Source organism: Alteromonas sp. ABH4_453 (genome assembly GCF_056160665.1).
In genome coordinates this window covers 60252-79972 of sequence record NZ_JBSWXP010000005.1, presented here as the reverse complement: position 1 = coordinate 79972, position 19721 = coordinate 60252, and the positions used below count along the sequence as shown (strand labels likewise).

The window sequence follows — 19721 nt, the reverse complement described above, 5'->3', positions numbered from 1 at the left end:
GTTTAAATGGCTTTGGAGTAGCTACTGAGTATTTCACTTGCGTTCAAATAAGCGTCGAAACGCGCACAAATAGCCCGAATGTAAATGCGAGCAGACTCTGGCACTCGAATATACCGAGATGTCGTTTCGATAAGCCCGTCTTCTTTAAGTTCTTCAAGGTTGTTTAAGGCTGAAGCAAAGTATTCATCAAAAATGATGTGGTGCTTGTCGGCAATTGCTTGCTTGTCTACCGCTAAATTGCACATTAAGCTAGAAATCACGTCTCTGCGAATAAGGTCGTCGACACTTAATGATAGTCCAACTTTCGCATTGGGCAGGTGGTTGTCTAAGCGATGGTAATATTCTTTTAGCTCCTTAGCATTTTGCGCAAAGGCATTACCTACGGTGCTAATGGCTGATACGCCGAACCCTATAAGGTCGGTGTCGCCGCGTAAGGTATACCCCTGAAAGTTACGGTGAAGCCCGCCTTTATTTTTCGCAATAGCCAGTGAGTCTTTGCTTAAGGCAAAATGATCAAGACCAATCATTTCATAACCTATGTTTGTAAAGCTGTTAACGGCAAGCTTGTAAAGCGCCGCTTTTTCTTCACTACTTGGCAGTGTTTCTTCAGCAAATTTACGCTGCGCTGCGAACCTCTCGGGAAGGTGTGCATAGCTAAAAAGCGAAATACGATCTGGCATCATGGCTTTTGTCGCGGCGATGGTTGATGAGAACGTTTCAATTGACTGATTCGGTAAACCATAAATTAGATCTAAGTTGACTGAGTCGAAACCCAGCGACCGAGCCTCGAATACTAAATCGGCAATGTGAGACGTGCTTTGTACGCGATTTATGGTTTTCTGAACATTGTAATCAGTATCTTGTAAACCAAAGCTAATGCGTGTGTAGCCGAGTCGTTTTAAGTTTTGAAGATAGCGTTTATCGATATTTCTGGGATCTAACTCAATTGACAGTTCAGCACCTGCTTCAAAGGTAAAGTGTTTCTTAAGCAGGTACATTAAATAAGTATGCTGAGTCTCGCTCAAAAAACTGGGTGAACCGCCACCCAAGTGCAGAGAAACTGCACGCCTGCCGTCAGTTAAATAACGCTTAGACAGAATTTCTTTTTCTATGTAATCTAAATATTCGTCCGCTTTTTCATTGTGACGTGTCACCATTTTATTGCAGCCACAGTAGTAGCACAGCGTTTTGCAAAATGGAATGTGCACGTAGAGACTTACTGCCGGCGCTTTTGACACTGCAAGTGCTTGTGGAAGTATGTCATCTTGTAGCGGTTCAAATTTAAGTGCAGTAGGGTAAGAGGTATAGCGAGGAGCATTCAACGCATATTTGGTAATGGTTGATACGGGGCGTTGTTGTACGGCAATTATTGTCATATTGGCTCTGCACTTATATGTAGATAACTAGGCGCGAATTGAATTCGATGGTTAAAGCTTAATGGATTGCTTGGGAGGCTGATTTGATCTACTTCAAGGTTTTGGTGTTAAACCTGATAATTGTTTTATTTCTTCCAGTCATTTTGCTTCAAGCATTGTGGGTGAGGAAGAAGACCGCTGTACTGCCAGAGCCCGACGGCGAGCGGGTATTAACCTCTGCCGATAGTAAATTGCTACTCACTCATAACGTTTTGGTTATAGGCGATTCTGCCGCCGCTGGTGTTGGTGCAACGACGCAAATGGGGGCACTCACAGGTCTGCTGTACTCAAACCTTGTTAAGCATGGGCCAACGCGAGTGACGTTGAATGCTAAAACAGGTTTTAAAAGTGAAGATGTGCTCAAGCTTCTTCATGAAATGCCTGCCGAGCACTTTTCGTCAGTGCTCGTCTCTATTGGTGTTAACGACGTGACCAAATTTGTACCGTTGAAACGGTGGCGACAAAACATCGATGCTATGAGTACGCTACTGTCAGATAAATTTGGGTGCGAAACAATATTGTTTACTGCGCTACCGCCAATTCATTGCTTTCCAGCGCTTCCGCAACCTTTGCGTGCACTATTAGGTTACCGCGCGTGGTTACTAAACCAAGCTTTGGCTGATAGCGTAACAGCCCGGGCTAACGCAGACATATTATATGTTAGTGCACTTAATGTGAGCGGAACTATGAAGGATATTCAGCAAAGTGGTTTGATGGCAGAAGATGGTTTTCATCCCTCCACGAAAGGCTATGAAATATGGGCACACTCAGCCCTTGAAAAACTTTCCACGCTTTACAGCACGACAATGGGCACGACAAAAAAAGTCACAGCAGAAACTGATGTAACTGCGACGAAATAATCGCAGTTTGGGGTTGAAGTTTCTTTTTGTAACCTTATCTAAACCCTTATATTTTCATGAATTCAATAAAGCGAGGCCTATCATGGCTGCAAATGATCAAGGTGTAAAGAGTGCGAGCGGTATGCAGAGAGTAACGGTTAATATGGTATCTGACGTAGTATGTCCATGGTGTATTGTTGGGTACCAGCGTTTGCAAGAAGCCATTAAAACCCTTGATAACATTGAAGTAGATATTAAGTTTCACCCGTTCGAGCTAAACCCCAATATGCCAGAAGAAGGGCAAAACCTTCGCGAGCACATAATGGAAAAGTACGGCATTAGTGAACAGCAAAGCGCGCAGAACAGAGCGCGGTTAGTAGAAGCGGGCGAGCAATTGGGCTTTTCGTTTAACTTTACTGACGACTCTCGCATGCAGAACACGTTTAAAGCTCACCAACTTATTCACTTTGCTGCAGAAAACGGCCTTGAAGAAGAAATGAAGCTTAGCTTGTTTAACGCTTACTTCACTGATGGTAAAGACGTGAACGATCTTGGTGTACTAATAGAATTGGCCGAGTCTGTGGGTCTCGACAAAACTGAAGCTGAAGCAGTAATTAAAACTGAAAAATACGCGCAAATAGTTCGCGAGGAAGAAACCCTTTGGATGCAGCGCGGTATCCAAAGTGTCCCTACTTTTGTGATTGGCAATCAGGGCGTAGCCGGGGCACAAGAGCCAGCTACATTGGCAGCATTTATTGCCCAAGCAGCATCGCAGCAATAAGCAGGTTAAAAGGGTTTAGAGGTAGTTATGAGTAATCACGTTAACCATTTGTTGGCCCAGTGGCTTCCACTTAAAAACAAGCACAAATGGGTGCTAGGTTTCATTTTTAAAACAGAAGGCTCATGCTATCGAAAAGCTGGCGCTATGATGTTGTTTAGTGATGCAGGGCATCAGCTAGGTATATTAAGCGGCGGCTGCTTAGAAAGTGACATCGTTAAACAAGCCCAGCGAGTAATGACAGACGGGGTAAGTCGTACCGCGGTTTACGATGACGAAGATGAAGAAGATATTGCGTTTAAGCTAGGTGTTGGATGCGGCGGTGTTGTGCACTTAGCACTCGTACCAGTTAACGAGAGTAACCAGTATTTATCGCTAGATGTGGTTAGCAAAAGCTTATCAAACGGAAAAGCGTGTGAGTGGCGCTGCGCTGTAGACGGCACTTTGGGTGATTGCACGGAATTGGAAGACCATTCTGCTAAACCTAGAAAAGCTGTGTTAGACACCGTTGATGGCAAGCGCATGTTGTCGGTTTTGATGCTGCCGCCTATCCACCTACTTGTTGTTGGAGGTGGGTACGACGCTACCTTTATGACTAAGCTTGCTAGTTTGCAGGGCTATTTAGTCAGTCTTTGGGATCCAAGGCCTGCACAGGCAAGGCTTGAACACTTTCCCGAGGTAAATTACTTGATTGAAGACCCGTCTACTGAAGGCTTACGTCTTCACATGGGCGAACATGACATTCAAGCGGCGGTGCTTATGTCCCATCACCGAGAAATTGATGCAAAGGCGCTGCAGGTGCTAAGCAAGCAATCGTTAACCTATACGGCAATGCTCGGGCCACTGCACCGTAAGCAGGAAATTATGGATTTAGCCGGGCTTGGCGATACCAATTTTACTCAGTATTTCGCAAGCCCCGCTGGTTTCGATATTGGTGGTGAGCTACCAGAGCATATAGCGCTGTCTGTTATTGCTCAGTGCCATGCGGTGTTTCATACCAAACCTACGCATTTAAAGCGTTAGAAAGACTTTCTGAAGGTAACGCCAAAGCTTCTAGGCGCGCCTGGGTAGGCCATGATCTTTCCGGTTTGTACTGGCACATCAAAGCCACTTCGTGCAACGTACTCTTCATCGAAAACGTTGCGCGACCACGCAATAATTTCGCTATCCCATTGTGGGATAGTGAAACTTACGCGAACGTTAAATAATGAAAAGTCGTCAGCGTATTTGTACGGGTCGTTCGCATCATCAAGAAATACGTCGCCCGTGTATTGGTAGTCAATACTGGCGGAGGCAGGATAATTCCCAACTTCGAAATAGTGATTCAGCATAAGAGATAGTGAGTTCTGAGGCTCGAAGCCTACGCGGTCACCGTCTCTTGAACAGAACGGGTCGTTTGGCTCCACACGGCCCGGGTCGTCAATGCCCGTGTGCCACGTGTACGCTACCCAACAGGTACCGCGTTTAAACTCATCAAAATTCGCCAATGTGCGCGACGCAACTGCATGTAATTCGGTGCTTTCTGTCATTAGCCATGTGGCTTCAAGCTCTATGCCTTTTACTATGATATCGCCCGCATTTTGCAGGTTGAACCCCGTTCCGGTAAAGGTCGTCGCCTGAAAGTCGCTAATTTGTGTATAGTGCGCCGCAGCATTTACGCGCACGCCGTATTCTTCAAAATCGTGTTTTATACCTATTTCAGCACTTCGCGATTTTTCAGCATCAAAAAGCGGGCTAAGCGAAGGTAAGATTCTGTCGGTATTCGTACCGCCAGCTTTGTAACCAGTCGCAAAACTAGCGTAGGTTAGCGTGTTGTCATTAGGGTGATAAGCCAGTTTTACCGTGCCGGTTAACTGTGAATCATCAAGTTCTTCGTTTAAGTCAGGGCGCGGCATAACCGCTGCAGATCCCAAGAAAAAATATCCCCAGCCCGCTTGTTGAAATGGTGCTATAGCGTTAAGAGACTGTGCTGTAGGAGCTTGTCCCGCCGTTAACGCAGCAGCGATGTTTTGTAACCCAACTAGAGCACGACCTACATTAGGCCATTGCGCTGGGTCTTGAGTTAGTCCATCAATACCAGGCCCTTGCTCATCGTAAGCTCCGACAATCGATTTTTCTTCGCGGGTATAGCGTAAGCCCGTTGTTAAGGTGAAATCACTGTTTAACAGCCAATCCAGCTGAGAGAATAAAGCAATACTATCTTGCTCTTGATAGGCGCTGTGTGCGAAAGCAGTACCGGACGGCGCTGGTGCTGCAGCAGGCGCAATAAAGCCTGATGTAACTGCAGATAGCTCGTTGATGGCGTTAGCCAAAGGCAGCAGATCGGGCGCGGCGGCATTAAAGAACGCACTAAAATCATCTTGCGTGGTAGTATCAAAGGTTAGATCTAAGTTTTGGCTGTAATAGTAAACACCTATTAAACCCCGCACATCTTCACTGGTGTAATGTAATCTAATTTCTTGAGAAAACGATTGCTGCTTGGCGTCGTTAGTGGCAGTAAGAAGGTCCGCATCAGAAAAGTCGGTATCTACCGTATCTAAGCTGTCAAACGCGCGGTACGCGCTTATGCTCACTAAATCCCATGCTTTGTTTAAAGCCACATCTACTTGAACTGATAGTCCTTTGTCTTCCATTTTTGAAAGGGGAGTTTGCGACAGCGAGGTTTTATAGTCATAAAAGTTATCGCGCCCGTAAATAGTTGCATTAAACGGCGGTTGTAGCAGCAGCGCATCAGTGCCGAATTTACCCGCTATGTCATTAGCCTGAATGTTGTTTTGAAAAGTTAGTGCGCCGCAGCACCGTTCATCTAGCTCGCCGTAATCAGCGATAAGCCGTACGCTAATGTCAGCTGTTGGAGTGTAAAGCAGCTGTGCTTTTATCGCAGAACGGTTACGGTTATTCAGGGTTTGTCCGCTGCGCTCATCGGTAATGAAACCGTCACTGTGAGAACTAAAGCCAGATACTCGCATGGCGAGTACATCGTCGATAAGCGAAAACGACGAGCCAGCGCTTAAACGAACCAAGTTATCATTGCCGATGATGGCTTCTGCAAAGCCGTCGCGCTCGTCGTGTGAAGGTGCGACCGTAGTTAACGTCATTGCGCCAGCGGCGGTATTCTTTCCGAATAGTGTGCCCTGAGGCCCACGCAACACTTCAATAGATTCAATATCGACTAAGTCGTTAATTAACGCGTTTTGTCGTGCACGGTACACACCATCTACGTATAAACCCACCGAAGACTCGAAGCCGAAGTTTTGTGAAGACGTGCCAATACCGCGTATTGAAAACCCTGAATTTGTTACGCTTTGATTTTGAAACGCGCCAAAGGCAGGTACGTAGTTTTGCAGGTCAAACACATCTCGGCTAACTGTTTCAACTAGGTCTTGACCTGAAAGCGCAGTGACCGCAACAGGCACATCTTGCAAGTTTTGACTGGTCTTTTGCGCCTGTACAACAATGTGTTCCAGCGCTTTTTTGTTATGCTGAGTAAATAGAGCATTCTCATCGGCGTGAGCGTGGGGAGCCAAAGCAAGTGTCGACGAGATAATAGAGGCAATAAACGGCGAACTATACAGGCAACGCGTAATGGCGTTTTGTGGTGTAGATATGCTTAAGCTATTACAAGACAAAGGGTGTGTAAGTGACTTCATTTTGGTTCTTTTTATTTTTCAAAAGCGGGGGGCTTTAAACAAAATTAATCACGACAAGGTCGCGTCCAAATGCGTACAGTCCTTTACATTTTAAATACGCCAATTTCCCTATGACGTCGTGTAGTGCTTTTTCACTATACAATCTAATGAACATATATTGCACGCATTTGAAGCTATCATGTCAAATTTTGTTCGCAACGTGCAAAAAGCGAACAGATATTTGGCAGTGAATAGTTTCACATGATGCATACTCATTCAAAATATCAATTAAACTTATATCGCTGTTTTCCTTAGTATGTTGGTTAAAAGTTAACATATTAATAACATCAGGCAGCGGTATGACAGACATCTATTTAGTGCGACATGGTCAAGCGTCTTTTGGCAAAGCGAACTATGACAAACTTAGTGAACTGGGTGAGCAACAGGCCATTTGGCTTGGTGACTATTTCAAGCATCGCAATGTTGAATTTGATGCAGTTTTCTCTGGCGACATGGTAAGGCATCACGAAACCAAAGAAGGTATTGCCTCGGGTGTTGCTACTGAAGACTATACGCTACCTGAAGTTACAGTGAATAGCGCACTGAATGAATTCAATTTTCAGGCAGTGGCTACCGCCTATTTAACACGCTACCCAGAAGCAAAAGTACCTGAAGGTGCTTCGCCTTCTGAATATTACCGATTGCTAAAAAAAGCAATGCTTGCCTGGTCGCAAGACGAATTGGCGCATGAACTCCTTGATGAGACATGGGGTCAGTTCGATGACAGAGTTCACAGTATGCTCACGCACCTTCAAAGTATAGATGCGAAGCGTGTTCTCGTTGTGAGTTCTGGCGGTGCAATTGCCATGATGCTCAAGCACATTCTTGGCTACGATGCGGCCACCGTTGTGAATATGAATTTGCAGATCCGAAATGCCAGTTTTTCTCAATGCTTTGCCAATGCGCGAGGCGTTCACCTTAATAACTTCAACAGCGTACCTCACCTGGATGTGATTGACAGGTTACACGCCATTACCTACAGCTAAATGGGGCAGTTATGAACTTTGAATATAATGAAAAGACCCAAGCACTTTTAGAAAAACTAAAAGCGTTTATGAAAGAAGAAGTATATCCAATTGAAAAGGAATACATTCACGCCGTAGAAAATGGCTCTGCCAACAATGGCGAAGGTCGTTGGAAAACGCCTGAAATGATGCATACATTGAAAAAGCGTGCAAAAGAAGCGGGTCTTTGGAATCTATTTTTACCTGAAGAATATAAGCCATATGGCGCGGGCTTGACTAACGCAGAGTATGCACCACTTTGTGAAGAAATGGGCAGAGTTTTGTTTAGCTCTGAAATCTTCAACTGTAGTGCGCCAGATACCGGCAATATGGAAGTGCTGGCGAAATACGGTAACGAGAGTCAGAAAAAGCAGTGGTTAGAGCCTCTCTTAAACGGGGAAATACGCTCAGCCTTTGCTATGACAGAGCCTGCAGTGGCATCAAGTGACGCGACAAACATCGAAACTTCCATTAAGCGCGATGGTGATGAATACGTTATTAATGGTCGTAAGTGGTATACCAGCGGTGCCATGAACGAAAACTGCAAAATTATGGTGGTGATGGGTAAAACTGATTTCGATGCGCCTCGCCACCAACAGCAGTCTCAAATCTTAGTTCCTATGGACACCAAGGGTGTAACTATTGTTCGCCCAATGGCTGCAATGGGCTATTACGACGAGCCTATTGGTCATGCTGAAGTCTTGTTTGAAGGTGTACGTGTACCGGCAGAAAACTTACTGCTTGGTGAAGGGCGTGGTTTTGAAATTGCACAAGGGCGCTTAGGCCCGGGCCGTATTCACCATTGTATGCGCCTTATTGGCTGTGCACAGCGCGCGCTCGATATGGCGTGTGAACGAGTTGAAAGCCGAGTGGCGTTTGGCAAACCGTTATCGAAACAGCAATCGGTTAGAGAAAGCATTGCGCAGATGCACTGTGATATTGAACAGGCGCGCCTGCTTACGTTAAAAGCGGCAGATAAGATGGATCGCTATGGCAACAAAGTATCGCGCGACCTTATCGCTGCTATCAAGATAGTTGCACCTACTATGGCCTGTAACGTTATCGACCAAGCCATTCAGATGCACGGCGCTGCAGGTACAAGCCAAGATTTCGTATTGTCTGCCATGTACGCTTATGCGCGGACTATCAAGCTGGCAGATGGCCCTGATCAGGTTCACATGATGCAGTTAGGTCGTAATCTTATTGCAGAAAAAGCAGTCGCTGAATAGCTCATTGTTGTAAATAAACAATACAAAAAATTACGGGTAAGGAGTGAACGTGTCTAAAGACAATGCGAAAGCCCCACATGTCATAGATTTAGCAGTGCTGAATTCGTATTTATCTTCTGCGTGCCCGAGTATTGGGCACGTCAAAAGCGCTGAGAAATTTGCAGGTGGGCAATCGAACCCGACGTTTAAGCTTACTACGGATAACGGCGTCTACGTGTTACGCCGTCAACCTCCGGGTAAGTTACTGAAATCGGCCCATGCGGTTGACCGAGAATTTCGCGTTATCAACGCGTTGCAGGGCTCAGAAGTGCCTGTGCCCAAAGCGTACCATTTATGTGAAGATGTCAGCATAATCGGTAGCATGTTTTACATAATGGCCTATGTTGAAGGTGACATTTTCTGGAATAGCGCACTGCCTGAAATAGCATCTACTGCTACTCGTGGTGCCATGTATGATGAAATGAACCGAGCGCTTGCAGCGCTTCACAGTGTAGATATTGAAAGTGCAGGCTTACGCGATTACGGCAAGCCTGGCAGCTACTTTGAACGTCAGCTAAGCAGGTGGACCAAGCAGTATAGAGCGTCTGAACTTGAGCATGTTGAAGAAATTGAAAGTCTTATTCAGTATCTTGAGGCCAACCTGCCAAAAGATGATGGTCAAGTCTCGTTGGTCCATGGCGATTTTCGTTTAGACAATATGATGTTTGATATGTCTGACCCTAAAAACCCACGAGTAGTCGCGGTGCTTGATTGGGAATTATCAACGTTGGGGCATCCGTATGCCGATTTGGCTTACCAATGTATGCAGTTGCGCCTTCCCTCTGACATTGCGCACGCAGCTGGGTTAGGTGGTTTAGACAGAGAGCAGTTAGGCATTCCAAGTGAACAAGAATATATCAAGGCGTATTGCGAGCGAAGAGGTATTGATGGCATTAGCAATTGGACGTTTTACCTCGCATTTAGTTTTTTCCGTTTAGCCGCTATTTTACAAGGCGTGGTAAAACGCGCACACGATGGCAATGCGTCAAGCGAGAAGGCTATGCAATTAGGCGCAATGGTGCGACCTCTGGCGCAAATTGCGAACCAAACCATTCACCAAAGCGAATAAACGCCATATAACGTATTTAATGACATGTCATGCTATCAATAGCATACACGTCGAACATAGCAACTGGAGACAGTATGAAAGCAATTGTATGCGAATCTTTTGGGCCACTTGAAGAACTTCAATTTAAAAACGTTGCAGACCCGCAAGTAAAAAAAGGGCATGTAGTCGTAAATGTTGAAGCCGCAGGGGTGAACTTTCCAGACGGACTATTGGTGCAAGGTCTGTATCAAATGCAGCCAGACTTCCCGTTTATTCCTGGCAATGAAGTGGCAGGCACCATATCTGAAGTAGGTGAGGGCGTAAGCCATTTAAAAGAAGGGCAACGAGTTATTGCGTTGTCTAACTTAGGTGGTTACGCAGAAAAAGCGCTGATCCCTGCCACTCATGTTATGCCGTTACCTGATCCCATCCATGTTAATGAAGGGGCTGCTCTTGTAACTGCGCATGCGACAGCACATCACGCATTAAAGCAGCGCGCAAAACTGCAGCCAGGCGAAACACTGGTTGTAACCGGTGCAGCGGGTGGTACTGGATTAGCAGCAGTGCAAATAGGCAAGATTATGGGCGCTAAAGTTATTGCAGTTTGCTCAACAGAAGAAAAACTGGCGCTTGCTAAAGAGTATGGCGCAGATGTTTTAATTAACTACAAAGAAAAAGATCTCAAAGAAACGCTGAAAGAAGTCACAGGCGGCAAAGGTGTCGATGTAGTTTATGAATGCGTTGGCGGTGACACATTCCACGCTTGCAGCCGCAGTATGGCATGGGAAGGGCGTTTACTTGTGGTTGGCTTTGCTGGCGGTGAGATCCCGAAATTCCCGGTTAATTTAGCGCTGGTAAAAGGCTATTCAGTCATGGGGGTATTTTGGGGCTCGTTTACTCAGCACGATCCAAAAGGCTTTGCTGAAAACATGCAAGAGCTTTTAACTTGGTATGTGCAAGGTAAGGTTAAAGTCGTTGTAGATGAAGCGTTGCCCTTAGAACAAGCAACGAAAGCCATGGCCAAGGTAATGAACCGGGAAGTGAAAGGTAAGATGGTGCTTGTGCCCTGATCCTACAAGCCTGGCAAGAAAGTAAGTTAACGAAAAAGCCTGAGCCTTCTGAAGTGACCCCAGTAACTGGATAGTACAACTAATGGGTGTCACGTCATTCTATGGTTCAGGCTTTTGTCGTGAGTCATTGAATAATGGTTATTCTGGTACTAATTCTACGTTGAATTCTCTGGTCAACACATGACATAAGTCTTTACCAATGCCTATGTTATCTACCTGATAGTCTTGATAACCCTGTTTTTGTACTGTGAGAGTGTAAAAGCCAGGACGTTCTTCCAGCATTGCAATCAAATGGTCTTCTGCACAATCCGTTTCATCAACTATAACAGTTTCAGAATACGCTTCTTCTATTGCAGTAGCAGTAACTCCACATGCGCTTGGCATTTGCGTTGTTTGATCGGTTACTGAAAGCAAGAGGCCATCTTCTACCGTTGCTGTACAGGCCACATCATCTGCGGTAATAAGGTTGCTAATTGTTAGGGTATATTCGTCGTCGGCCGTCTGCTCGTTGATATCGACCTTAATTTCGGTTGGGTAGCCGCGTTCCGGGTCATATTTGACCGATAGCGATTCGGCACGACTTTCTTCTAATGAAATAAGTTGATACAAGCTATCAATGCTTTCTGTATATGCATCATCTAGCGGTAGGGCAATATTACCTTCAATAATAGTTTGAGAGGTGACCTGACTACCTTCTACCAGTACTAAGCGGGGAAGTATGGTTTCTTCGGTGCAAAAACATGAAATTTGATATTCAAACTGATAATTGTCGATATTCGCGGTTTCCCACTTTGCGCGGTTGGCGTTAAGGTCGTCGAGTACATCGTTTGAATCGCTACCACCGCAGCCTAATAATAGCGTAGTAGCAGAAATCGTCGCAGCGATACGTAAAATAGTAGTCATAACATTCCTTGTTTTTTATTTTTCATGATTAGCCACGATAATAGAGTTCGCAGCAATTTTGTGACAATTAGAAATAAAAAAGCGGCTTTGCACTTTACGTAATACAAAACCACTCTGCAGTTTATACTAATACAATTGTTGTTAAAGTAAACAGTGTTACTTGGGAACATTTTGGCGCTGAGTTACTCCATAAGCCACATTCGGGCGCTTCTTCCTGGTACATAGAACTTGTGCCACTGAGTTTTAATATATTGCACATCGTTACTTAATGTATCGCGGTACTCCATTTCCATTATAACTTTACAGGCTCATTGGCTTAGCGGCTCTTAGTTGCGCAGCACTGTTTGAATTTTTTGTTGCTACCGCAAACACAAGGTAGGTTTCTCCCGTATTTAATTTTGCCGCAGTCGTCGTGTAATACGCCGTCGTGATAACGCCACTTACCGTCTTCAACACTAAAATTCGACGTTTCGTGAAGCTGATACATGCTTTTATTTTCAAAATAGTAAGCAGTGAATTCAACAATGGCATTATTGGGCTTGGAGATGGGCTTTAAATTAGGCTTAGAGATTGCCTCGGCGTTGGTTTGCGCCTCGACTTTAGCGTCAGCATGTACAGAACTGTCTATCGAACTCTCTTCAGTACTACTGACCGAGTTACCTACCAAGCTATCTACGGAGCTAGCCGCTAGAGTGGGGTGTACTTTAAGTGCGAACCATGTCGCACCTTGTGCGCTTTGCGCCAAATCCTCTACAGAAAGACCCTGCTGCTTTTCTTTGGTATAGGTTTCAAGAATATATTGATAATGCGCTGTAGCGTAGGCTGAAAACCGAGAGCGCATAAGTTGCTCGGCAGAACTAGGGTGTCTATCACCCTTAATAAAAGGCTCGCAGCATTCGTCGAAGGATTTTGATGAGCAACAGTAACAGCGCATAAGACAACTCGCAGTTTAAGAGTAAAACAAAGCGCTACAGTATAAGTATAAGTTGCGTGAGCCCCAACTTTTTTAAACGTAAATGTTGCCGATATTCAATGAGTCCTTGGCGGTCCATGCTAAAGGGTACATGTCAGAGAGTCCACGGCAAAGAGCTGTATGAAAATAAATATTTAGGTTTTGTTTACGCACCGCTACTCAGGCAAACGTAAGATGGGGCAAACGCAAGATGTAAGCATAAACAGGCTTTGTATTACCAAGGGCCTAATGCTACGTTTTGTTCGTCATTAATGCTGTTAACACGTACATTCACCAGGCTGACAGAGTAAAGCTCACACAGCTTTCTGATCATTTCACTGTCGGTTGGTTGAAGGTCTAAATCAATGTTTTCCACATACAGTGTTTTACACTGGCCACCTGTAATCAGCTTACTGATCCATTCAGGCATTTTTTCTTTTTCAGGTTTTTGAATACGGATAGCGTGATCTACAGTTTTCGAAAACGACACTGTATTTGAAAGCAGATAATTCCAACCTTTGTCATTACTTCCTTTTCCATTACCTTGTTTTTCGCCAGGAAACCCTTCTATCGGCAAAGGTAGTTGAACAACATTTGAAACCGAAGCGCGCAAAGCATTAAATCGTGAAACTGAAGATGTGTTCATAGTAAAACCCTTTATGCATTTGCCCTGAAGTTCATAATTCGAACTAAAGGAATATTGTTATTAATCTGTACTGGTTGCTTATACAGCATGTATGTGCATACAGTATTCATAAAAGAGGGCTTTGGCAAGTATTTAGTTGTACTTTTTTCACACAAATTGGTGCTTTCTCAGTAACTATATAAAAGATAATGGTTTTTTTGTGCTATCGAATTCTCAAGGAAGTATTCATACTTCGATTAAGGTAAGATGCGCGCGAATTTTACATAGAAAACTACTGTATAAAGCTGGAGGGGCGTTGAGCGCATTAATACATTTAGGCTACTTGGGGATGTTCTTATCGGCATTTTTGGCCGCCACTATATTGCCTTTTAGTTCTGAAATTGTGCTTAGTGCTTTATACAGTAGTGGGTTGAACTGGGTGTTGTTGCTTGTTGTTGCTTCGTTAGGAAATGTACTTGGCTCGGTGGTTAATTATGCATTGGGCTTCAAGTTCGGAAAAGAAATTGCGACCGATAAGTTAAAAGTGAGCGAAGCGGCGTTTAACCGTGCAAGCTACACCTTTACAAAGTGGGGGAAGTGGAGCTTGTTTTTATGCTGGGTACCTATTATTGGCGACCCTATTACTTTAGTAGCAGGTGTACTTAGAAGCCCGTTTTGGTTTTTTATTCTCGCGGTAACGCTTAGCAAAACAGCGCGTTATGCTGCGCTGCTTTACGTGCTAGTTTAAAAGGTTTTCGGCTTTAGTTTTCTCACGCCACTGCGTTTTTGTCTCTCGACTTCTTTTGACTTTTCTTCTGATACGTCACATACCACTGCTTCATTCTTGGGCTCATCAATATCAGTCCTACTATCCAATACCAAACGGGTTCTTGCCAAAACGTCTTCTGCGACCAGCTGAAATGAAGTAGTGCAAGGGGCAGTATCAAATAAATGCTGTTATGAAGCTTTTGCCATTTTCTACCCATATTGCGCTGGATGCGCTTAAACGACGTAGCCGTAAGTGCAAAAAGAAGAAGTAGTGCCGCCATGCCAACAATTATGAAAGGCCTGCTTACTATCTCGCTAGCCACTAGTGCCATATCAAGCTGGAGTTCAAACACAATGTAAGTGAGCAGGTGTGCAAAGGCGTACACAAAGGTGTATACGCCAATCATACGTCTGAATTGCATCGGTTCTGGGCTTGGTAGCCATTTAGCAAGTGGGCTAAGAGTAAGCGTTAGTAAAAGAAAGTGAATTGCCCAGGTTCCAGTCTCGTTGATGAGCGTGTTTACAGGGTCTGGACCAAGCTGATCGGTTACCCCTGCAAAAAACAACCAGGCGATATAGCCCAATGCGAAAAGGTGAATAAGACCTTTTAGGCTGCGGCGCTGCCATACAGAGAGTCGAAATGGTTTTTTTCTTAACGGCATTAAATGAACAACTTAATAATAATGTTTAATAGCTTCGGTTATGAGATATTGGTTAGAAGGGCTAGCTATTTGCTCGTAGCCCAATAAAAAGTACCAGCTAGTAATAACGGGATAAGTCCATATCTTTGTATAGCGGCGCGACTTCGCTGTAACCGTTGAACATTTGGGTGTCGATGCGATTTCTGGCGAGTAGCCCACCTGTGGTTATTCTACGCTCGCTGGCTTGGCTCCACCTTGGGTGCGAAACGTTTGGATTCACATTGGCGTAAAAGCCATACTCGTTGGCGGCCAGTCGATTCCATGTGGTAGGTGGCTTCTTGTCGGTAAGGCGAATTCTCACAATAGACTTAATGCTCTTGAAACCATACTTCCACGGTACAACAAGCCTGATAGGCGCACCGTTTTGAGGTGGCAAGGTCTTACCGTAAAGACCAACCGACATAAGCGTTAAAGGGTGCATAGCTTCATCAAGTCGCAGTCCTTCTACATATGGGTAATCAATACCGCCACCGGTAAAGCGGCTTCGCTGGCCAGGCATTTGCTCAGGGTCGTATAGGGTTTCAAATGCCACATATTTGGCTGACATCAACGGATCGGCTTGTTTTAACAACGCCCCTAACTCAAACCCAATCCAAGGTACCACCATCGACCATGCTTCCACGCAGCGCAAGCGGTAAATGCGTTCTTCAAGGGAAAAACGCTTTGTTAAGGCATCGTGATCAAGCTCAATGGGGTTTTTAACCATCCCGTCAACTTTTAACGTCCATGGATTAGTTTGAAATTCAGTCGCATTTTTGGCTGGTGCATCTTTAGAGGTACCAAACTCGTAAAAATTATTGTAGCTGGTTACTTTATCTTCGGGCGTACGGGTTTCCGCTATTTGAAATTTAGGTGGTTGGCTAAACTCAAGCGCTTTCCCTTTAAACGCAGCTTTTTCTTCTTCATCTTCCCAAAACCAACCGGCAGCCCCCGCTGACTTTGCTAACAGTGTGGACGCGCCCACAAAGCCCATAGATTTGAGCAATGAACGGCGATTCATATACACGCTTTCATCAGTCACATGGCTTTCGTTCAACTTCACTGAAGGTTTAAATGGTTTTGGCATTACGTCACCTAAGTTATGATAATACTACGAGAACTGGTCGTTACTTCAACCTATACATTTAGCTACGTTAATGTAACGAGTAAGTTCAACATAATAAAAAAGACCGATAGTACGGTCTTTTCATTTCAATTAATTTTGGGCAAATTAAACAATCTACATATGCAAACTATCTTGAATGCCGCCTTGTTTTGGTGAAAAGATATTGCTGTATAAGCGAGAGGCGAATTCATCCGTCATACCCGATATATAGTCGGCGAGAACGCGCATACCATTGCCGCTCTCACAGGCCTTACGCCAGCGCTCTTGGGTGTTTTCGGGTAGAAGGCGGTCGGGATCTGATGCAAAGGCTTCAAAAAGCTCCATAACCACCAGCTGTCCTTTGTATTCAAGAAGCTGCACATCGGGGCGGCGTATTACTTTGTTAAACACAAAGCGTTTGAAAAGCTCTAGGGCTTGTGCAAATTGTTCTGGCATCACGGCGTTAAACGCAAGTAACGGGTGAGCGAAACCCTCAACGCCTTTTATTTCAATGGCTGTGATAAAGCTATTTACCAGCGCACCTATAGCATTTTTCCTTTCGTGATGTGCAGCGCTAAATAGCTTATTGGTAAGCACTTCTATATTGTCTGACAGCCAGGGTACATCTAGTGCTTTTAGCGGGGTGGTTACATCCTCGACAAAATGATGCTTGTCTACCATATCCATTACAATGGCATCTTCTAAGTCGTGAATGCCATAGGCGATATCGTCAGACAGCTCCATAATTGAGCAGTCGAACGATTTAAATTGCGTTTTACTGTGGGTATTCGTTTTTGCAGTAAACTGCATAAACGCATCTTTATCTTCATTGCTAAATGGCGCAAGTAGCCAGTCGAATAGGGGCTCGTCGCAGCGAAATAACCCCTTCGGAGGGTGCCAGTCATGGGCCTTAACCTGACGAAGTGAAACAGGGCGTTCGGGCGTAGGTCCTTTACTATGAAGGGCATCGATAAAATTCGGATATTTAACCAAGCCTAGCACGCTTCTTCTACATAAATTCATGCCGTGATCGGCGGTATAAGGCTCTAGCTGAGTTATGATCCTAAAGGTTTGTCCGTTTCCTTCAAACCCGCCGTATTGGTGCATCATGTAATTAAGTGCAATTTCACCACCATGGCCGAAGGGTGGGTGCCCGATATCGTGAGCCAAGCAGAGGGTTTCGATTAACGTAGGATCAAGCGCTAATGTCGCGGCAATATCTGGAAATTTCACCCAAAGCTGGGCAGTAATACCGGTGCCAATTTGGGCAGCTTCTAGAGAGTGGGTTAGTCGAGTGCGATAGAAGTCGCTTAGCCCCACTCCGAGCACTTGAGTTTTTGCCTGCAATCTACGAAAGGCAGCGCTGTGAAGAACGCGCGCTTTATCACGTTGATACGGATTGCGATGATCGCCGTCTCTTGTTTCGCTACGGGGTAAACGACGCTCGTGTAATGCTAATTCCCAATCGCTTGTTGCCAAAAAAACCTCGCTGCCTTGCTGTGTATGCTACTTCTATTCGTCAGTGTAGTAATTTAAGCGCTGTTAATCGCCTTGCTCACATATCGTCTTGCGTAATTTCATCAAGACTTAAAGAAAAGCTTGGTACGTAACGCGTTAAGAAGTAATCCACCTCTTCAGAATGATACTCTTTAAGGGTTTTATCTAAACGTTTTTTAGCTAGCTTAAATTCTTGATTGCCAGCGGCTAGTTCTTCAAGCGTTTTAAGGTAAGCGCAAAGTACGTCTGCTGCTTTCACAATAAAAGCTTCTTCTTCACTATGGTAGTGATGATCAATAAGCGCAGCGTAGTCTTCTCGAAATGCTTCAGGTGCCATTTCAATTAGCTTGTTCTCTGCAATTTTTTCAATCTTTTTATATTCTTCTTTAATCGCAGGGTTAAAGTATTTCACTGGGGTAGGGAGATCTCCGGTGAGTACCTCCGATACGTCGTGAAATATTGCCATGGTAGCAATACGATCAGGGTTTAGTGTGCCGCCAAAAAACTTATTTTTTATTAAGGCTAGCGCGTGGGCGACCATGGCCACCTGCAAACTATGCTCCTGCACATTTTCTGTGCGCAAGTTGTGCATTAGCGGCCAGCGATTAATAAGCTTTAAGCGCGCCAGGTGCGCAAAAAAGTGACTTTTATCAGACACATTACGCCCCTTGCTTATAGGTTCTAAAGAAGTTGCCAATACGATGTAGCGCAGGCACCAATACATCGCTGTGCGGTAAAAATACTAATCGAAAGTACGTGCCTTCATTAAGGTTAAACGCGCGACCGTGTACCAGCAGAATTTTTTCAGAGCTTAATAAGTCCAGCACCATTTGTTCATCGTTTTGAATGTTGAATTTCTTCTCATCCACTTTGGCGAAACAATACATGGCGCCTTTAGGCTTAACGCAAGAGATACCGTCGATGCCGTTCAACATATCTGTGGTTACGTCACGCTGAATGCGCAAGCGCCCGTTTTCCTTCACCAAGTCGTCAATACTCTGATAGCCGCCTAATGCAGTTTGTATGGCGCTTTGACAAGGTACGTTCGCACACATACGCATGGAAGATAGAATATTAAGCCCATCAATATAGTCCGACGCCAAGCGCTTATTGCCGCTAACAACAAGCCAACCAGAGCGAAAGCCCGCCACGCGATAGTTTTTGCTTAACCCGCCAAAGGTAACAAAAAATACGTCATCAGCGAGTGACGCAATACTGATGTGCTGGGCTTCATCGTATAAAATTTTGTCGTAAATCTCGTCGCTAAATACCACTAGCCCGTGCTCGCGGGCGACTTCAACCACATCTTGCAAAAGGGCTTTGTCATAAACTGCACCGGTAGGGTTGTTAGGATTTATAAGTACAATTGCGCGAGTTTTGCTGGTGATTTTACTTTTTATATCGTCTATATCGGGGAACCAGCCTGCTTGCTCATCGCAGCGGTAGTGTACCGGTGAGCCCGATGACAAACTTACTGCTGCTGTCCAAAGCGGATAGTCTGGGCTTGGAATTAGCACTTCATCGCCATGATTAAGCAACGCTTGCATCGCCATCATGATTAACTCAGATACGCCATTACCAATATAAACATCGTCTACACGAATGTCTTTAATGTTGCGCTGCTGGTAGTACTGCATCACGGCCACGCGGGCAGCATAAATTCCTGTCGAGTCTGAATATCCTTGAGACGTGGGCAGGTTATGGATTACGTCTTTTACGATGTCATCAGGGGCTTCGAACCCAAACGGGGCAGGGTTACCGATATTTAATTTTAATATGCGGTGTCCTTCGTCTTCCATTTTACGTGCTTGCGCAGCGATTGGGCCTCTAATGTCGTAACAAACGTTATCTAATTTATGTGAGCGAGATACAGTTTTCATGGTCTATCTGGTTGATTTACATACCTTGAGATTATCGCAATACACAGCCTTATGCGATGGCATTTTTGCAGTATTTCTGCTTTAAGCACGACTTTTTTCACCAAGTGGCTATTTATTGACCATATAACGAGATGAATGATCCGCTTGTCACTTAAGCATAAAATTTATGTTAATAGCTTGTGAACTTTTCATTCAGCGCC

At 44.8% G+C, this 19721-nt stretch carries 18 protein-coding genes; 8 read left to right on the top strand and 10 right to left on the bottom strand.

The window, feature by feature from the left end; translation table 11 throughout:
* Positions 1–2 precede the first annotated feature (2 nt).
* A complete protein-coding gene (gene hemN, locus ACXAGV_RS11130) occupies positions 3–1376 on the bottom strand; it encodes an oxygen-independent coproporphyrinogen III oxidase (protein ID WP_474873314.1) in 1374 nt (457 codons plus the stop codon).
* An 83-nt stretch (positions 1377–1459) separates the two neighbouring features.
* Here hemN and ACXAGV_RS11125 point away from each other — a divergent pair, with 83 nt between their 5' ends.
* The 3 genes from ACXAGV_RS11125 (at position 1460) to ACXAGV_RS11115 (ending at position 4055) form a co-directional block, all read left to right on the top strand.
* A complete protein-coding gene (locus ACXAGV_RS11125) occupies positions 1460–2275 on the top strand; it encodes an SGNH/GDSL hydrolase family protein (RefSeq protein WP_474873313.1) in 816 nt (271 codons plus the stop codon).
* A gap of 82 nt (positions 2276–2357) precedes the next feature.
* Positions 2358–3035, top strand: a complete 678-nt coding sequence (locus ACXAGV_RS11120; protein ID WP_474873312.1) for a DsbA family oxidoreductase — start codon at positions 2358–2360, stop codon at positions 3033–3035.
* A gap of 27 nt (positions 3036–3062) precedes the next feature.
* The gene (locus ACXAGV_RS11115; protein WP_474873311.1) at positions 3063–4055 is read left to right on the top strand and encodes an XdhC family protein; all 993 of its coding nucleotides are present in this window, start codon (positions 3063–3065) and stop codon (positions 4053–4055) included.
* Here ACXAGV_RS11115 and ACXAGV_RS11110 read toward each other — a convergent pair.
* On the bottom strand, positions 4052–6682 hold the full coding sequence (locus ACXAGV_RS11110; RefSeq protein ID WP_474873310.1) for a TonB-dependent receptor: 2631 nt from the start codon (positions 6680–6682) through the stop codon (positions 4052–4054). The two genes, ACXAGV_RS11115 and ACXAGV_RS11110, sit on opposite strands and share 4 nt — an antisense overlap.
* A gap of 338 nt (positions 6683–7020) precedes the next feature.
* Here ACXAGV_RS11110 and ACXAGV_RS11105 point away from each other — a divergent pair, with 338 nt between their 5' ends.
* From ACXAGV_RS11105 to ACXAGV_RS11090, 4 genes are all read left to right on the top strand, one after another.
* Positions 7021–7707 carry a histidine phosphatase family protein gene (locus tag ACXAGV_RS11105; RefSeq protein WP_474873309.1) on the top strand — a complete coding sequence of 229 codons (687 nt, stop codon included), beginning with the start codon at positions 7021–7023 and terminating at the stop codon, positions 7705–7707.
* 11 nt (positions 7708–7718) lie between these two features.
* The gene (locus ACXAGV_RS11100; RefSeq protein WP_474873308.1) at positions 7719–8954 is read left to right on the top strand and encodes an acyl-CoA dehydrogenase family protein; all 1236 of its coding nucleotides are present in this window, start codon (positions 7719–7721) and stop codon (positions 8952–8954) included.
* A gap of 49 nt (positions 8955–9003) precedes the next feature.
* A complete protein-coding gene (locus tag ACXAGV_RS11095) occupies positions 9004–10062 on the top strand; it encodes a phosphotransferase family protein (RefSeq protein ID WP_474873307.1) in 1059 nt (352 codons plus the stop codon).
* Positions 10063–10136: 74 nt separating this feature from the next.
* Positions 10137–11111, top strand: a complete 975-nt coding sequence (locus ACXAGV_RS11090; protein WP_474873306.1) for an NADPH:quinone oxidoreductase family protein — start codon at positions 10137–10139, stop codon at positions 11109–11111.
* Between the two features lie 138 nt (positions 11112–11249).
* On the opposite strand, the gene ACXAGV_RS11085 is transcribed toward ACXAGV_RS11090, so the two are convergent.
* The 3 genes from ACXAGV_RS11085 to ACXAGV_RS11075 all read right to left on the bottom strand — a co-directional run bounded on the left by ACXAGV_RS11085 (position 11250) and on the right by ACXAGV_RS11075 (position 13612).
* Entirely contained in the window at positions 11250–12014 is a 765-nt protein-coding gene (locus ACXAGV_RS11085) for a DUF6174 domain-containing protein (protein WP_474873305.1), read from the bottom strand.
* Between the two features lie 316 nt (positions 12015–12330).
* Positions 12331–12948 (bottom strand): YchJ family protein, encoded by a 618-nt coding sequence (locus tag ACXAGV_RS11080; RefSeq protein WP_474873304.1) that lies wholly within the window; start codon positions 12946–12948, stop codon positions 12331–12333.
* 253 nt (positions 12949–13201) lie between these two features.
* The gene (locus tag ACXAGV_RS11075) at positions 13202–13612 is read right to left on the bottom strand and encodes a hypothetical protein (RefSeq protein ID WP_014979522.1); all 411 of its coding nucleotides are present in this window, start codon (positions 13610–13612) and stop codon (positions 13202–13204) included.
* A 328-nt stretch (positions 13613–13940) separates the two neighbouring features.
* Between ACXAGV_RS11075 and ACXAGV_RS11070 the strand changes: the two genes are divergently transcribed.
* The gene (locus ACXAGV_RS11070) at positions 13941–14339 is read left to right on the top strand and encodes a YqaA family protein (RefSeq protein WP_039225474.1); all 399 of its coding nucleotides are present in this window, start codon (positions 13941–13943) and stop codon (positions 14337–14339) included.
* Positions 14340–14361: 22 nt separating this feature from the next.
* Here ACXAGV_RS11070 and ACXAGV_RS11065 read toward each other — a convergent pair whose 3' ends face one another.
* The 5 genes from ACXAGV_RS11065 to ACXAGV_RS11045 all read right to left on the bottom strand — a co-directional run bounded on the left by ACXAGV_RS11065 (position 14362) and on the right by ACXAGV_RS11045 (position 19521).
* The gene (locus ACXAGV_RS11065) at positions 14362–15021 is read right to left on the bottom strand and encodes a protein-methionine-sulfoxide reductase heme-binding subunit MsrQ (RefSeq protein ID WP_474873303.1); all 660 of its coding nucleotides are present in this window, start codon (positions 15019–15021) and stop codon (positions 14362–14364) included.
* A 97-nt stretch (positions 15022–15118) separates the two neighbouring features.
* On the bottom strand, positions 15119–16126 hold the full coding sequence (msrP, locus tag ACXAGV_RS11060) for a protein-methionine-sulfoxide reductase catalytic subunit MsrP (protein ID WP_474873302.1): 1008 nt from the start codon (positions 16124–16126) through the stop codon (positions 15119–15121).
* 153 nt (positions 16127–16279) lie between these two features.
* Entirely contained in the window at positions 16280–17623 is a 1344-nt protein-coding gene (locus ACXAGV_RS11055; RefSeq protein WP_474873301.1) for an anti-phage deoxyguanosine triphosphatase, read from the bottom strand.
* 76 nt (positions 17624–17699) lie between these two features.
* Complete coding sequence (gene yfbR / locus ACXAGV_RS11050) at positions 17700–18299, bottom strand: 5'-deoxynucleotidase (protein WP_474873300.1); 600 nt, start codon at positions 18297–18299, stop codon at positions 17700–17702.
* A 1-nt stretch (position 18300) separates the two neighbouring features.
* Positions 18301–19521 carry a pyridoxal phosphate-dependent aminotransferase gene (locus tag ACXAGV_RS11045; RefSeq protein ID WP_474873299.1) on the bottom strand — a complete coding sequence of 407 codons (1221 nt, stop codon included), beginning with the start codon at positions 19519–19521 and terminating at the stop codon, positions 18301–18303.
* Positions 19522–19721: the final 200 nt, after the last annotated feature.

Coding starts and splice junctions, on each gene's coding strand:
- hemN (WP_474873314.1), bottom strand. CDS start 1,376: ATGACAATAATTGCCGTACAACAACGCCCCGTATCAACCATTACCAAA.
- ACXAGV_RS11120 (WP_474873312.1), top strand. CDS start 2,358: ATGGCTGCAAATGATCAAGGTGTAAAGAGTGCGAGCGGTATGCAGAGA.
- ACXAGV_RS11115 (WP_474873311.1), top strand. CDS start 3,063: ATGAGTAATCACGTTAACCATTTGTTGGCCCAGTGGCTTCCACTTAAA.
- ACXAGV_RS11110 (WP_474873310.1), bottom strand. CDS start 6,682: ATGAAGTCACTTACACACCCTTTGTCTTGTAATAGCTTAAGCATATCT.
- ACXAGV_RS11105 (WP_474873309.1), top strand. CDS start 7,021: ATGACAGACATCTATTTAGTGCGACATGGTCAAGCGTCTTTTGGCAAA.
- ACXAGV_RS11100 (WP_474873308.1), top strand. CDS start 7,719: ATGAACTTTGAATATAATGAAAAGACCCAAGCACTTTTAGAAAAACTA.
- ACXAGV_RS11090 (WP_474873306.1), top strand. CDS start 10,137: ATGAAAGCAATTGTATGCGAATCTTTTGGGCCACTTGAAGAACTTCAA.
- ACXAGV_RS11085 (WP_474873305.1), bottom strand. CDS start 12,014: ATGACTACTATTTTACGTATCGCTGCGACGATTTCTGCTACTACGCTA.
- ACXAGV_RS11080 (WP_474873304.1), bottom strand. CDS start 12,948: ATGCGCTGTTACTGTTGCTCATCAAAATCCTTCGACGAATGCTGCGAG.
- ACXAGV_RS11075 (WP_014979522.1), bottom strand. CDS start 13,612: ATGAACACATCTTCAGTTTCACGATTTAATGCTTTGCGCGCTTCGGTT.
- ACXAGV_RS11070 (WP_039225474.1), top strand. CDS start 13,941: ATGTTCTTATCGGCATTTTTGGCCGCCACTATATTGCCTTTTAGTTCT.
- ACXAGV_RS11065 (WP_474873303.1), bottom strand. CDS start 15,021: ATGCCGTTAAGAAAAAAACCATTTCGACTCTCTGTATGGCAGCGCCGC.
- msrP (WP_474873302.1), bottom strand. CDS start 16,126: ATGCCAAAACCATTTAAACCTTCAGTGAAGTTGAACGAAAGCCATGTG.
- ACXAGV_RS11045 (WP_474873299.1), bottom strand. CDS start 19,521: ATGAAAACTGTATCTCGCTCACATAAATTAGATAACGTTTGTTACGAC.